The sequence below is a fragment of the Microbacterium sp. SLBN-146 genome (assembly GCF_006715145.1).
Taxonomy (GTDB): domain Bacteria; phylum Actinomycetota; class Actinomycetes; order Actinomycetales; family Microbacteriaceae; genus Microbacterium.
Genome location: NZ_VFMR01000001.1, coordinates 3,320,387 through 3,334,688 on the forward strand (window position 1 = coordinate 3,320,387; position 14,302 = coordinate 3,334,688).

General features: G+C 69.3%; 10 protein-coding genes. 4 read left to right on the top strand and 6 right to left on the bottom strand.

All coding sequences use genetic code 11. The annotated features are described in order from the left end of the window. Nucleotides 1-18 precede the first annotated feature (18 nt). The 4 genes from FBY39_RS15025 to nhaA all read right to left on the bottom strand — a co-directional run bounded on the left by FBY39_RS15025 (nucleotide 19) and on the right by nhaA (nucleotide 6,482). Nucleotides 19-1,776 (bottom strand): proline--tRNA ligase, encoded by a 1,758-nt coding sequence (locus tag FBY39_RS15025; protein ID WP_141933262.1) that lies wholly within the window; start codon nucleotides 1,774-1,776, stop codon nucleotides 19-21. A 139-nt stretch (nucleotides 1,777-1,915) separates the two neighbouring features. Then, a complete protein-coding gene (locus FBY39_RS15030) occupies nucleotides 1,916-2,923 on the bottom strand; it encodes a 1-aminocyclopropane-1-carboxylate deaminase (protein ID WP_141933265.1) in 1,008 nt (335 codons plus the stop codon). A 406-nt stretch (nucleotides 2,924-3,329) separates the two neighbouring features. Beyond that, on the bottom strand, nucleotides 3,330-4,481 hold the full coding sequence (gene ispG, locus FBY39_RS15035) for a flavodoxin-dependent (E)-4-hydroxy-3-methylbut-2-enyl-diphosphate synthase (protein WP_186336962.1): 1,152 nt from the start codon (nucleotides 4,479-4,481) through the stop codon (nucleotides 3,330-3,332). Nucleotides 4,482-4,562: 81 nt separating this feature from the next. After that, a complete protein-coding gene (nhaA, locus tag FBY39_RS15040; protein WP_141933268.1) occupies nucleotides 4,563-6,482 on the bottom strand; it encodes a Na+/H+ antiporter NhaA in 1,920 nt (639 codons plus the stop codon). A gap of 227 nt (nucleotides 6,483-6,709) precedes the next feature. Here nhaA and FBY39_RS15045 point away from each other — a divergent pair, with 227 nt between their 5' ends. Continuing rightward, nucleotides 6,710-8,644 carry a chorismate-binding protein gene (locus FBY39_RS15045; RefSeq protein WP_141933271.1) on the top strand — a complete coding sequence of 645 codons (1,935 nt, stop codon included), beginning with the start codon at nucleotides 6,710-6,712 and terminating at the stop codon, nucleotides 8,642-8,644. A 21-nt stretch (nucleotides 8,645-8,665) separates the two neighbouring features. Here FBY39_RS15045 and FBY39_RS15050 read toward each other — a convergent pair whose 3' ends face one another. After that, nucleotides 8,666-9,994, bottom strand: a complete 1,329-nt coding sequence (locus tag FBY39_RS15050; RefSeq protein ID WP_141933274.1) for an RIP metalloprotease — start codon at nucleotides 9,992-9,994, stop codon at nucleotides 8,666-8,668. A gap of 85 nt (nucleotides 9,995-10,079) precedes the next feature. Between FBY39_RS15050 and FBY39_RS15055 the strand changes: the two genes are divergently transcribed. The 3 genes from FBY39_RS15055 to FBY39_RS15065 all read left to right on the top strand — a co-directional run bounded on the left by FBY39_RS15055 (nucleotide 10,080) and on the right by FBY39_RS15065 (nucleotide 13,176). Further along, nucleotides 10,080-10,658: a hypothetical protein gene (locus FBY39_RS15055; protein ID WP_141933276.1), complete on the top strand. Its 579-nt coding sequence runs from the start codon at nucleotides 10,080-10,082 to the stop codon at nucleotides 10,656-10,658. A gap of 86 nt (nucleotides 10,659-10,744) precedes the next feature. Beyond that, nucleotides 10,745-11,452, top strand: a complete 708-nt coding sequence (locus tag FBY39_RS15060; RefSeq protein ID WP_141933279.1) for a YcnI family protein — start codon at nucleotides 10,745-10,747, stop codon at nucleotides 11,450-11,452. A gap of 68 nt (nucleotides 11,453-11,520) precedes the next feature. After that, the gene (locus FBY39_RS15065; protein ID WP_141933281.1) at nucleotides 11,521-13,176 is read left to right on the top strand and encodes a Mur ligase family protein; all 1,656 of its coding nucleotides are present in this window, start codon (nucleotides 11,521-11,523) and stop codon (nucleotides 13,174-13,176) included. A 28-nt stretch (nucleotides 13,177-13,204) separates the two neighbouring features. On the opposite strand, the gene FBY39_RS15070 is transcribed toward FBY39_RS15065, so the two are convergent. Then, on the bottom strand, nucleotides 13,205-14,293 hold the full coding sequence (locus FBY39_RS15070) for a 1-deoxy-D-xylulose-5-phosphate reductoisomerase (RefSeq protein ID WP_141934266.1): 1,089 nt from the start codon (nucleotides 14,291-14,293) through the stop codon (nucleotides 13,205-13,207). Between the last annotated feature and the right edge of the window lie 9 nt (nucleotides 14,294-14,302).

Genomic DNA, 14,302 nt, shown 5'->3' on the forward strand with positions numbered 1-14,302 from the left:
ACCCGTCCGCGCTGCCGGTCAGGCGGTCGTGAGGCGGCGGACGACGTCGGACGCCTCGACGACCTCGCGCTCCCCCGTCCGGCGATCCCACAGCTCGACGCGGCCTTCGGCGGCATCTCGTCCGACGATGACGATCTGGGGCACGCCGACCAGCTCGGCGTCGCCGAACTTGACGCCGGGTGACACTTTGGGGCGGTCGTCGTAGAGGACGTCGAGTCCGGCGGCATCCAGGTCGGCGCTCAGCGACTCCGCGAGGGCGAACGCCGCGGCATCCCGTCCCGTCGCGACGACGTGGACGTCGAACGGCGCGACCGACGCGGGCCACACGAGACCCTTCTCGTCGTTGTTGAGCTCGGCGATGATCGCCAGGATGCGAGTGACGCCGATGCCGTACGAGCCCATCGTCACCGTGACGAGCTTGCCGTTCTCGTCGAGCACCTTGAGCCCCAGCGCCTCGGCGTACTTGCGGCCGAGCTGGAACACGTGGCCGATCTCCATGCCGCGCGCGAGGGACACGGGGCCCGAGCCGTCGGGTGCCGGATCGCCCGCGCGAACGGAAGCGACCTCGACGTAGCCGTCGGCAGCGAAGTCGCGCCCCGCCACGAGCGAGTGCACGTGCTTCTCGTCGATGTTCGCCCCCGTGATCCAGCTCGTGCCGTCGACGACGCGGGGGTCCAGGAGGTAGCGGATGCCGGTCGCGGATTCCTCTCCGAGGATGGCGCCCGTCGGCGACCACGGACCGATGTAGCCCTTGACGAGAAGAGGGTGACGCGCGAAGTCCTCGGGGGTCGCCGGCTCGACCGCCGCCGGCGCGAAGGCGACCTCGACCCGCTTGTCGTCGACCTCGCGGTCTCCCGGGATGCCGACGATGACGAGCTCGCGGGTGCCGTCGAGGTGCGTGAGGGCGAGCACGACGTTCTTGAGAGTGTCCGCCGCGGTGTAGTCACCGTCGAGGACGGCATTGGCGTGGGCGACGAGGGTGTCGATCGTAGGCGTGTCGGGCGAGTCGAAGACGACGGGCTCCGGCAGGCCGTCGAACGGGATCGGCTCGGGCGCGAGCGTCGTGAAGGCCTCGACGTTGGCCGCGTAGCCACCCTCCGAGCGTACGAACGTGTCTTCGCCGACGGCGGTCGGGTGCAGGAACTCCTCCGATCGCGAGCCGCCCATCGCTCCGGCATCCGCCTGCACGATGACGTACTCGAGACCGAGACGCGTGAAGATCCGCTCGTACGCGTCGCGCTGCGCCTGGTAGCTCGCATCCAGTCCCGCGTCGCTCGCATCGAACGAGTAGGCGTCCTTCATCGTGAACTCGCGACCGCGCAGGAGGCCCGCGCGAGGACGTGCTTCATCGCGGTACTTGTCCTGGATCTGGTAGATCGTCAGCGGCAGGTCTTTGTACGACGAGTACAGATCCTTCACGAGGAGCGTGAAGACCTCTTCGTGCGTGGGAGCGAGGAGGTAGTCGGCGCCCTTGCGGTCCTGCAGGCGGAACAGGGCGTCGCCGTACTCCTCCCAGCGGCCCGTCACCTCGTAGGGCTCGCGGGGCAGGAGCGCCGGGAAGTGCACTTCGTAGGCACCGGCGTTCGCCATCTCCTCGCGGACGACCGCCTCGATCTTGGCCTTCACCCGCAGCCCGAGCGGAAGCCAGGCGAACACACCCGGCGCCTGGCGGCGGATGTAGCCGGCGCGGACCAGCAATCGGTGCGACGTGACTTCGGCGTCGGAGGGATCCTCACGGAGCGTGCGGAGGAAGAAGTGCGAGAGACGGGTGACCACGAGGCACAAGTCTACGGATGCCGCGGTCGGCGCCGCGCCGCAGTCCCGAAGCGGTCCGCGATTCTGAGGAGATCCGCGATTCTGAGGTCGCTCGCGCGGGAGACGCCCTCAGAACCGCAGATCTCCTCAGGAACGCGGGTCAGCGGAAGAGGCCGCTGTAGGCGTTGAGGGCGAGCTGGCCGCCGAGGTGGGCGTAGAGGACGTTGCTCGTCGCGGGGATGTCCTTCGACGAGACGAGGTCGATGAGGCCGGCGAGCGACTTGCCTTCGTAGACGGGGTCGGTGATCATCGCCTCGAGCGACCCGCCGAGACGGATCGCGTCGAGCGTCGACTCCACCGGGATGCCGTAGAGGTCGCCCGCCCACCCCTCGAGGATCGTGATCTCGTCGTCACGCAGGTCACGGCCGAGACCGATGAGCTCGGCGGTGTTGCACGCGATGCGCTCGACCTGCGCCCGCGTCTTCTCGATCGTGGCGGAGGCATCGATGCCGATGACCCGGCGCGGACGCTCCTGCCCCGCGAACCCGGCGATCATGCCGGCGTGCGTCGACCCGGTCACCGTGCAGACGATGATCGTGTCGAAGAACACTCCGAGCTCGCGCTCCTGCTGCTCGACCTCGTATGCCCAGTTGGCGAAGCCGAGGCCACCGAGCCGGTGATCGGATGCGCCGGCGGGAATCGCGTAGGGCTTGCCGCCGTCGGCGACGACCTCGTCGATCGCCTGCTGCCAGCTCGATCGGATGCCGATGTCGAACCCGGCGCTGTCGAGTGTGACCTTTGCACCCATGATCCGCGACAGCTGGATGTTCCCCACGCGGTCGCTGAGGGGATCCGGCCACTCGACCCAGTTCTCCTGCACGAGGCGGGCTTTCAGTCCGAGCTTCGCCGCCACCGCCGCCACCTGGCGAGTGTGGTTCGACTGGTATCCGCCGATCGACACGAGCGTGTCCGCCCCCTGTGCGAGCGCCTCGGGGATGAGGTATTCGAGCTTGCGTGTCTTGTTGCCCCCGAAGGCGAGGCCGCTGTTGACGTCCTCGCGCTTGGCCCAGATCTGCGCACCGCCGAGGTGCTGCGTGAGCCGCGGGAGATGCTGGATGGGGCTCGGACCGAAGGTCAGGGGGTAGCGCTCGAAATCGGTGATGGCCATGGGGCGTCCTCGTCGGGTCGGTGGATGCGGCAGTACCGCCACGCTAGCGCAGCATTTTGCATATCGCATCCACGACAGACCTTCCCCCAGCGGATCGGGACGTGCGATGGCACGCCGAAACACGGCATCCCGCCGAGACATCGCGTCACACCACCCGGCGTCGACGAAATCCCCGGTCTCGGCGAACAACGCGGCATCGGACGGGTGACCGCCGGGGCCGCCGGGGTCGGACGGGTCGCCGCGACGTCCGCTCAGTCCGCGACGTCGGCCGCATCAGGCACGCACGAACGCCGAAACCGAGCATCCCGCCGAGACACGGCGGCACACCGCCCGGTCTCGGCGGAGTCCCCGGTCTCAGCGGGCGCGACGGCGACGGCGCGGTCGCGCCCGCGTACACCGTGCGGCGTCAGCTCGTGATGACCTGGGCGGTTCCGAGAGCGGCGTCGGGGCCCATCTCGTCGGCGATACGGCGGGCTTCTTCGATGAGCGTCTGGACGATGTCGGCCTCGGGCACGGTCTTGATGACCTGACCCTTGACGAAGATCTGCCCCTTGCCGTTTCCGGATGCCACACCCAGATCGGCTTCGCGCGCTTCACCGGGTCCGTTGACGACGCAGCCCATAACGGCCACGCGCAGCGGCACCGTGACGTCCTTGAGGCCCTCCGTGACGTTGTCCGCGAGCGAGTAGACGTCGACCTGAGCACGGCCGCACGAAGGGCACGACACGATCTCGAGCTTGCGTTCCCGCAAGTTGAGCGACTGCAGGATCTGGTGTCCGACCTTCACTTCCTCGGCGGGCGGCGCCGAGAGCGACACCCGAATCGTGTCGCCGATCCCCTCGGAGAGCAGGATGCCGAAGGCGGTCGCGCTCTTGATGGTCCCCTGGAAGGCGGGGCCTGCCTCGGTCACGCCGAGGTGAAGCGGCCAATCGCCGCGTTCGGCGAGAAGCCGGTAGGCCTTGACCATGACGATCGGGTCGTTGTGCTTGACCGAGATCTTGAAGTCGTGGAAGTCGTGCTCTTCGAAGAGGGATGCTTCCCACACGGCACTCTCCATGAGCGCCTCGGGCGTGGCCTTCCCGTACTTCTCGAGGAGGCGCGGATCGAGGGACCCTGCGTTGACGCCGATGCGAAGCGAAACCCCCGCGGCCTTCGCAGCGGCAGCGATCTGCCCGACCTGATCGTCGAACTTGCGGATGTTCCCCGGATTGACGCGGACGGCGGCGCAGCCCGCATCGATCGCCTGGAAGACGTACTTCGGCTGGAAGTGGATGTCGGCGATGACGGGGATCTGGCTCTTCTTCGCGATGATGTGGAGCACGTCGGCGTCGTCTTGGGACGGCACGGCGACGCGGACGATCTCGCAGCCGGACGCCGTGAGCTCGGCGATCTGCTGCAGTGTCGCGTTGATGTTCGTGGTCGGCGTCGTCGTCATGGACTGGACGCTGATGGGAGCGTCGCCGCCGACGAGGACTTTACCGACTCGGATCTGACGGCTCTTGCGACGAGGCGCGAGGATCTCCGGCACGCGGGGCATCCCGATGTTGACAGCTGGCACGTCACCAGCCTACGGCTCAGCGAGGCGCGGGGCCTGGCGTCAAGCTGAACGGATGCCGTGACGGTCGATCACGGAGCCGGTTCATCGACGCTCCTCGCCGCCGTCAACCCCCGCCGGCGCAGACTCCTCGAGGGCGCGGATGAGCGTCTGGGCGTCGAAGGGTCCCGTGTGGCGCACGCCGTTGACGAAGAACGTGGGAACGGACGTGACGTCCATCGCTTCGGCGTCGAGCATGTCGTCGCGTACGCGGTTGGTCACGATCGGCGAGCGCAGGTCCTCCTCGAACCTGTCGACGTCGAGTCCGAGGTCGCGGGCCCGACGGATGATGTCCGACGGCAACTGATGCTCCTGATCGGTGAAGAGGCTGCGTGCGTACTCGGCGAACTTGCCCTGCATCCCCGCGGCCTCTGCTGCCTCGGCGCCCGCGAGCGCATTGGGATGGACGCGTTCGAGCGGCGCGTGCCGCCAGACGTACAGCAGTCGATCGCCCAGCTCGCGGCGGACCTCCTCGATGGACCCGGATGCTTTGAGGCAGAAGGGGCACTGGTAGTCGCCGTACTCGACGATCGTGAGGGGCGCGTCGGCGTCGCCGAAGACGTGGTCGCGGAGGGGATCGATGGGACGTGCGAGCGTGCGGCCGCCGTCGTCATCAGGCCTCCGAGCATCCGAGATCCGGAAGAGGATCGCGCCGAAGGCGAAGGCGATGACGGATGCCGCGAGCACGCCCACCCGCGCTTCGTTCTGGGCCATTTCGTCTTCGATGGCCAGATCGACGATGAAGAGCGAGATCGTGAAACCGATGCCGCAGAGCGCGGCTCCGCCCGCGATGCGATCCAGGGTGAGCCCCGGGCCGAACTCGCCGATTCTGAACACTCGCATGAGCCATGTCGACCCGAAGACGCCGAGGAACTTCCCCGCGACGAGGCCCACGACGATCGCCCACGTGATGGGCGAGCGAAGGGCGGACGCGAGGATCTCGGGCGAGAGCTGAACGCCGGCGTTGGCGAGCGCGAAGAGGGGAAGGATGACATAGGCGACGTAGGGGGCGTAGGCGTTCTGCAGTCGCTCGTTGATCGAGATGGACTCCCGCAGGCTGTTGACCGCGAGGCGCGCATATTCGCTGTTGGGCGACTGCCGGAACGTGCGAGTGAGCTCGAGAGCCTGCTCGACGTCACGGCGGTTGGGTCGGTAGACCGGCACGAGCAGCGCGATCGCGACGCCCGCGAGCGTCGGGTGGACGCCCGAAGCGAGAAATGCGAGCCACACGATGATGGCGAGCGTGCCGTAGACGGGGCCACGGCCGCGCCGCAGATAGCGGGCGAAGTAGATGCCGGCAAGTCCAACGGCGGCGACGAGGAGCGGGAGCGGAGTGAAGTCGGCCGTGTAGAAGAGCGCGATGATGCTGAGCGCGCCGATGTCGTCGACGACGGCCAGCGCGAGCAGGAAGATGCGCAGACGCCCCGAGGCCCTCGGCCCGATGAGTGCGAGGGCTCCCACGAGGAACGCCGTGTCGGTCGAGATCACGACGCCCCACGCGTGCTCGTAACCCGAGCCCTGCGCGATGAGCAGGAAGAGCGCCGCGGGGACGACGAGACCGGCGAGAGCCGCCGCGACCGGGATCAGGGCGCGGGACCAACTCGTCAGCTCGCCGATCGCGAACTCGCGGCGGACCTCGAGTCCGACGGTGAAGAAGAAGATCGCCATGAGGGCGTCGTTCACGAGCGCGTGCAGAGTGAAGTCGAGCTGGATGTCGCCGAGGCCGATCGAGAGGTGCGTCTCCCAGAATTCGCTGTAGGAGCCGGACGACGCGTTGGCCCAGACGATCGCGATGATCGTCGCGATGAGGAGGAGGATCGCACCGATCCGCGCCTCTCCCATCGCGCGGATGCGCGCGGCGATCGACGGGGGTCGTGCAGGCGCCTCCTCGCGGGTGGTCGTCGTCGCCGAGATGACGGGCAGCGGAGTGCGCCCCTCCCGCGATGAATCGGTCTGCTCGCTCATCCGTCTCCCCGAGTCGTTCCACGCGATAGCTCGGCCAGTATCGTGCACGCGCGGCCCCCGCGGGGTGGTTTGGCCGGGATCCGTCATGTGCCGCTGTGGTAGTTTCGGCGCATGCCCGCGAACATCACCTGGTGGCCCGCCTCCTAGGCGGTGTTCGCGTTGTTCGACAGACCGCCCCCGGGCGGTCTTCTTCGTTGGGCGACCGCCCCCACGACGAGAGACCGACGATGACCGGGTCCGATCCCTTCTCCCTGCAGGCACTCGCGATGAGCGGCGCGCCCTTCGCCCTCCTCGCTCGAACTCCCGACACCGTCGAGGTGCTCACCGGTGAGGTGCTCGACGTCGAGCTCCTCGCCGACATCCCCCTGCACGACACGGAGGGTGCTCCGCAGGAGGTTCTCGCACTGGTGCCGTTCCGGCAGGTGCGGGAGCGAGGGTTCGCGTGTCACGACGACGACGCGCCGCTTCGCTGCCTGCTCGTGCGGGAGCACCGACTCGTGTCGCGCGACGAGCTCATCGCCGCGCTCCCCGACGTCGCCGTCCCCCTCGTCGACGCGCGCTTCGACATCGACGACGACTCGTACGCCGACATCGTCCGCCGCGTCATCGCCGACGAGATCGGCCGAGGCGAGGGCGCGAACTTCGTCATCCGACGCGACTTCACGGCAGAAGTGCCGACGGATGCCACGACCGCGGCTCTCACGTGGTTCCGCGCACTCCTGGAGCACGAGCGGGGCGCCTATTGGACGTTCGCGATCGTCACGCCGGGACACGTCGCGGTGGGCGCGAGCCCTGAAGCGCACGTCTCCGCACAGGACGGCGTCGTCACGATGAATCCCATCTCGGGGACCTTCCGTCATCCCGAGGGCGGCGCTACCTCCGAAACCCTGAGCGAGTTCCTCCGCTCGACGAAGGAGACCGAAGAGCTCTTCATGGTCGTCGACGAGGAGCTCAAGATGATGAGCGCCGTCTGTTCGGATGGCGGCCGCATCACGGGCCCGCGCCTCAAGGAGATGTCGCGCCTCACGCACACGGAGTACGTGCTGCGGGGGCGCAGCCGCATGGATCCGCGCGACATCCTTCGCGAGACCATGTTCGCCCCGACGGTGACCGGGTCACCCATGCAGAACGCATGCACCGTCATCACGCGCCACGAGCGAACCCCGCGCGGCTACTACTCGGGCGTCGCGGCGCTGTTCACACCCCGCGATGATGCCGACACTCAGGCAACCGGACGCGGCTCCACCCATGACCTCGATGCGCCGATCCTCATCCGCACGGCCTATCTCGTCGACGGGCGGCTGCGCGTACCGGTGGGGGCGACACTCGTCCGCCACTCCGATCCGTACGGCGAAGTCGCCGAGACGCACGGCAAGGCAGCCGGTGTGCTCGGGGCCATCGGCGCGATCCCCCGCGACCGCGTCGCCGAACGTGCCGCGGCATCCATCGACGAGGACGAGCCGGCCGCCGAGCCGCGACTCGCGGACGATCCAGCGATCTCCGAGCTCCTCGCGTCCCGCAACGCGCGGCTCGCAGCCTTCTGGCTGAACCCGCAGGAAGCCGTCGGATCAGGGCCGTTCGCAGGTCGCTCGGCGCTCGTCGTCGACGCCGAGGATCGCTTCACGACGATGCTCGCCCACCAATTGCGCCACCTCGGGCTCGACACGACAATCGTCGCGTGGAACGACGTCACCGATGCGCAGGTGGACGACGCCGAGCTCCTCGTCGCGGGCCCGGGCCCCGGCGACCCCCGCGATCCCGACTCGGCTCGGATGCAGCGGATGCGCTCGGTCGTCGCGCGCCGTCGCGAGTCGGGCCTTCCTCTCCTGGCCGTGTGCCTCAGCCACCAGATCCTCGCCGATTCGCTCAGCATCGACCTGGCGCCGCTCGCGGCTCCGCACCAGGGACTGCAGAAGAGCGTCGATGTGTTCGGCCAGACCGCGTCGATCGGCTTCTACAACACCTTCACGGCGCGTGTCGCACCGGGTACCGCGTCCGTGGCGGAGGCCGAGCTCGCCACGGATGCCGGGGGCGATGTCTACGCGATCCGCGGAGCCGGGTTCGCGTCGGTGCAGGGTCACCTCGAGTCGATCCTGTCGCGCGACGGACTGACGACCCTCGAGCGACTCGTCGCCCACGCGCTCACTCCCGTCGGCGCCTGACGCGAGCAGCGCCCATCTCGATCAGAGGATCGAGATGGGGTTGAACAAGTCGGCGAGGATCAGCACGCCGCCCATCACGAGCAGCACGATGAAGACCGCGAAGGTCACGGGAACGAGCTTCGTCGCGTCGACGGGGCGAGGCGGTGGACGGCGGAAGAGCTTCGCCCACGTGCGCTTGATGCCGTCCCACAGCGCGACGACGACATGACCGCCGTCGAGCGGCAGCAGCGGGATGAGGTTGAAGACGAAGAGGGCGATGTTGAGGGACGCGAGGAGGCCCACGAGTCCCGCGACCCGGTTGAGCACGGGAGACTCGGATGCCGCGACCTCGCCCGCGAGGCGTCCCGCACCGACGACGCTGAGAGGCCCGTTCGGATCGCGCTCCTGACCTGTCACGAGCGAGACACCCGTGTCCCATACCTTGACGGGAAGCTGCCAGATGATTCCCGCGACGGCGCCGAGATTCTCGGCTGTCGCCTGGGGCCCTGCCCAGATCGGCTGCCGAACGTACTCGACCGTGGGGGCGATTCCCGCGAAGCCGACCTCGACGAGTTCCGGCTCTCCCTCGGCATCCGTGATGGGGTAGCCCCGCTCGTCGGTCGCGGGCTGAGTGACCTCGACGGGTGTGATGCGCAGGGTCTCCTCGACGCCGTCCCGTTCGACGACGAGCGGGATGCTCCGCCCTGCCGACTCGCGGATGACCGCGGATGCCTCCGCGAACGTCGCGACGGCGACGCCGTCGACGGACAGGATGACATCCCCGGGCTCGACGCCGGCGCCCGCGGCGGGCGGGAGCGGGTCGGACGGCTCGCACGCGGCACCCGAGGCGGCCGGCACGCACTCGCTGACGCGCGCGACCGTCGTCGTGGCCGTCTGCACCCCGATGCCGCTCAGGAGGATGCCGAAGAGCACGACGGCGAAGAGCAGATTCATGAACGGTCCGCCGAGCATGATGACGACGCGCTTCCACACGGCGAGGCGGTAGAAGACGCCGCTCTCGTCACCGGCCACGAGGGTCTCGTCGTTCGCGGCGCGCGCGTCCTGCACCATCGTCGCGAAGAAGCCTCCGCCCGCACGCCCTGCGAGCCGGCCCGCGGCGCGCTCCTTCGGAGAGGGCGGGTACATTCCGGCCATCGAGATGTAGCCGCCGAGGGGGATCGCCTTGACGCCGTACTCCGTTTCGCCGTAGCGGCGGGACCACAGGGTCGGTCCGAACCCGACCATGTACTGGCCCACGCGGACGCCGAACCGCTTGGCCGGCACGAGGTGTCCGATCTCGTGGAGCGCGATCGACACGGCGAGCCCGACGACGAGCAGCACGACGCCGACGATGAACGCGAGGATCTCCACACGCTCACGCTACCCGCGCCGGACTTTGAATTGGCTCGGAGCGAACCCCCGGAGTGGTCTACTCTGTGACGCGAGAGAGGAATCCATGACCACGCGATCGACACGTGCCGTACGCGGCGCCGCTGCGGCGGTCATCGCGACGTGGACGGCGGCGGTGTCGCATACGGTCGGCGGCGGTCATGCCCCCTCCCTTCTTCTCGTCCTGGTCGTCGCAGCGTTGGCCCTCCCGTTCGCGGTCGCTCTCGCGGGTCGCCGATCGAGTCTTCTCGGACTCGCGCTGATCGTCGGCGGCGCACAGGTGCTGTTCCACGTCGCGTTCGCGTCGACGGCTCACCTGAGCGGCGCACGCACGGGCCACGTCCACGTGCGGACAGCACCTCCCGCAGGCGGGCGCGCGGCATCCTTCGTCCCCGAGTGGGACATGTTCGTCGCGCACGTCATCGCGGCAGTGCTCACCTTCGCCGTCCTCGCGTACGGCGAGCGCCTCATCCGCGCCATCGCGCGCGGCCTCGCACGCCTCGTCGCGCTTCCCGCCGACGTCGCCCTCCCGCTCCCCTTCCGCGCAGGCCGCGCCATCGAGGAACGTCCAGGGGCAGCACGACGACTCGCGCTCACCTCGAACTTCTCTCGGCGCGGTCCGCCCGCGCTCGTCGTGGCGGCCTAGCCGCTCCCCCGCCCGGTCCTCCCCGCGACCGGGTTTGCTCGCGCGCGGCTGTCGCGCGCGTCCACGACGAATGAAAGAAGACCACCATGTCCCGTACCACCCCCCGCCGCCGTCTGCTCGCCACCGGAATCGTCGGTGGAGTCCTGCTCGCCGTCGCCGTTCCGATCGCCGCGTCCGCCCACGTCACCGTCACTCCGGGCGAGGCCGCCGCCGGCTCGTACACGGTTCTCGAGTTCGCCTTCGGTCACGGATGCGACGGCTCGGCCACGACGGCGCTCACGATCGACCTGCCCGAAGGCCTGGACTCCGTGACCCCCCAGCTCGAGCCGGGCTGGTCCGTCGAGGCCGTCGGCGCCGACACCGGCATCGCATCGCAGATCATCTACACGGCCGACGAGCCCGTCGAGGACGGCTTCCGGTCCACCGTGACGATCCAGGTGAAGCTCGCCGAGGACACGGCGGGCGAGACCCTCGCATTCCCGGTGCTGCAGAGCTGCGTCGAAGGCGAGACGAACTGGGCGGAACTGGCAGAAGAGGGCCAGGACCCGCACGACCTCGATGCTCCGGCGCCCCTTGTCGTCGTCTCAGCGGCGACGGACGACCATGGCGGACACGGCGACGACGAGGCGACGACCGATGAGAGCGCCACCGACGCGTCGGCCGATGGCATGACTACGACGTCCGCCCCGGCGGAGGCCGACCCGGTCGCGCGCTGGCTCGCCGCGGGCGGCCTCGTCGCCGGCATCGCCGCCCTCGCCGTCGTGCTCCTCCGCGGCCGCACGCGCAAGAGCTGATCTCCCGCCGGGGGCGGGCGCTGCTCGCCCCCGGCGCACCCCGCTCGGGGTGGTTAGATGGACAGGCCATGCCCAGCGACGCCTCCCCCTCGAACATCCCGCCGGTCCTCCGGCCCGATGAGCCCCCGGTCCACACCCTCGACGACCTCGCGGGGCACCTCGACGCCCAGGTACAGGGATCGACAGCGGGAGTCACTCTCACGGGCCTCACTCTCGCGACCGCGGATCTCCGCCCGGGCGACGTCTTCGTCGCGCTGCGCGGCGCGACCCGGCACGGAGCCGAGTTCGCGGCGACGGCCGCCGAGAAGGGCGCCGTGGCCGTCGTCACCGACGTCTCCGGTGCCGAACTCGCCGGAGCATCAGGACTTCCCGTCCTCATCGTGGACGACCCCCGCGGCATCCTGGGTGCCCTCTCTGCCTGGGTGTACCGGACGGGACGCGACGACCAGTTGCCGCTTCTCTTCGCCACGACCGGCACGAACGGCAAGACGAGCGTTTCGCATCTCCTCGAGGGCATCCTGGGGCAGCTCGGGGTCGTGACGGGCCTCTCGTCGACGGCAGAGCGCCACATCGCGGGCCAGATCATCGTGTCGCGGCTGACGACGCCGGAAGCGTACGAGATGCACGCGCTCCTCGCCCTCATGCGCGAGCGGGGGGTCGAGGCCGTCGCGGTCGAGGTCAGCGCGCAGGCTCTCAGCCGGCGGCGTGTCGACGGGATCGTCTTCGATGTCGCCGGCTTCACGAACCTCACCCACGACCACCTCGACGACTACGCCGACATGCGCGAGTACTTCGAGGCCAAGCTCCCGCTCTTCCGCCCCGAGCGGGCCCGCCGCGCCGTCATCAGCCTCGACCACGCGTCAGGGTCGGAGGTGCTCGCACGCTGCGAGATCCCCGCCGTCACGGTCGGCACGCCCGACATCGCGGGTGAAGGTGCCGCCGCCGCATCCGCGGACTGGACGGTCGAGATCCTCGACGAGCGCCAGGACGGCACGCGCTTCCGCTTGACGGGACCCGCCGGTTCGCTCACGACGGTCGTCCCCGTGATCGGGCGCCACATGGCCGCCAACGCGGGGCTCGCTATCGTCATGGTCCTCGAGGCCGGCTACGCGTGGGAGCGTGTGCACGACGCTCTCGACGGCGGACGCATCGACGCATACCTCCCCGGGCGCACCGAGCGCGTGTCAGGAGATCGCGGGCCCGCCGTCTACGTGGACTTCGGCCACTCCCCCGACGCGTTCGAGAAGACACTCGCTGCTGTTCGGCGTGTGACCCCGGGCAAGGTTCTCATGCTGTTCGGCGCCGACGGAGACCGCGACGCGACGAAGCGCCACGACATGGGCCGGACGGGCGTCGAAGGAAGCGACATCCTCGTCGTGACCGACCACCACCCGCGATTCGAAGATCCGGACTCGATCCGCGCCGTCCTCATCGAAGGAGCACGCCGCGCGCGTCCCGACGCGGAGATCCACGAATGGTCGCCGCCGGAGCGCGCGATCATCGAAGCCGTCGCGCTCGTCGGCGACGGCGATGCGATCCTCTGGGCGGGCCCCGGTCACCAGGACTACCGTGACATCCGTGGAGTCCGCACTCCCTATTCGGCGCGGGAGCTCTCCCGACGCGCCCTCCGCGCCGCGGGGTGGCCCGTTCCCGAGCCGCACTGGCCGGTCCCCTACCCCGACGATGAGACCCCAGCCTCGGATCCCCTCCGGCCGGTGTACTGAGGTCGGGTCGCTCCTCTGACGGGAGCGGTCACGAAGCGGATGCCGCGATCGCCCGATCCGCTGCATCCCGAGCCCACGATTCCGCCGCCGCGAGCGACTCTCGCGTGAGCTCTCCCGGCGCCTCGTGGGCGTCTACGACACGATCGACCGTCTCGACGATTCCCGGGAAGGAGAGTCTTCCCTCGTGGAAGGCGTCGACGGCCTGTTCGTTGGCCGCGTTGAACACGGCGGGATACGTCCCACCGGCGCGACCGACGCGTTTCGCGAGCGCGACGGCCGGGAAGGCCTCCTCGTCGAGCGGCTCGAAGTCCCAGCGCGAGGTGACGGTCCAGTCGAGCGGCACGCCGACTCCCGCGACACGGTGCGGCCAGTCGAGGCCCAGGGAGATGGGGAGCCGCATGTCCGGCGGCGACGCCTGCAGGATCGTCGACCCGTCGACGAACTCCACCATCGAGTGGACGATCGACTGCGGGTGCACGACGACATCGATGTCGGAGTACGGGACGTCGAACAGCAGGTGCGCCTCGATGACCTCGAGTCCCTTGTTCACGAGCGTCGCCGAGTTGGTCGTCACGACGCGGCCCATGTCCCACGTGGGGTGCGCGAGGGCCTGGGCGGGGGTGACGCCTTCCAGCTCTTCTCGGCGACGACCGCGGAAAGGGCCTCCGGAGGCCGTCAGGACAAGCCTCCCGACTTCCTTGGGTGCGCCGGATCGCAGCGCTTGAGCGATCGCGGAATGCTCCGAGTCGACGGGGACGATCTGGCCGGGAGCCGCGAGGGCCGTCACGAGGTCACCCCCCACAATGAGGGATTCCTTATTCGCGAGAGCGAGCGTCCTCCCCGCCTCGAGCGCTGCGAGGGTGGGACCGAGGCCGACGGAACCCGTGATGCCGTTCAGCACGACATCAGCTTCCACATCCCGCACGAGATGCTCGGCTTCCACCGCTCCCAGCGCCGTGTGCTCGACACCGAAGGCGGCAGCCTGCTCGGAGAGAACGGCACGGTTCGAGCCTGCCGAGAGCCCCACGACCTCGAAGCGATCAGGATTGGCGCGGATGACGTCGAGCGCCTGTGTTCCGATCGAGCCGGTGGAGCCGAGGATCAGGACGCGTCGCAGCATGACCCC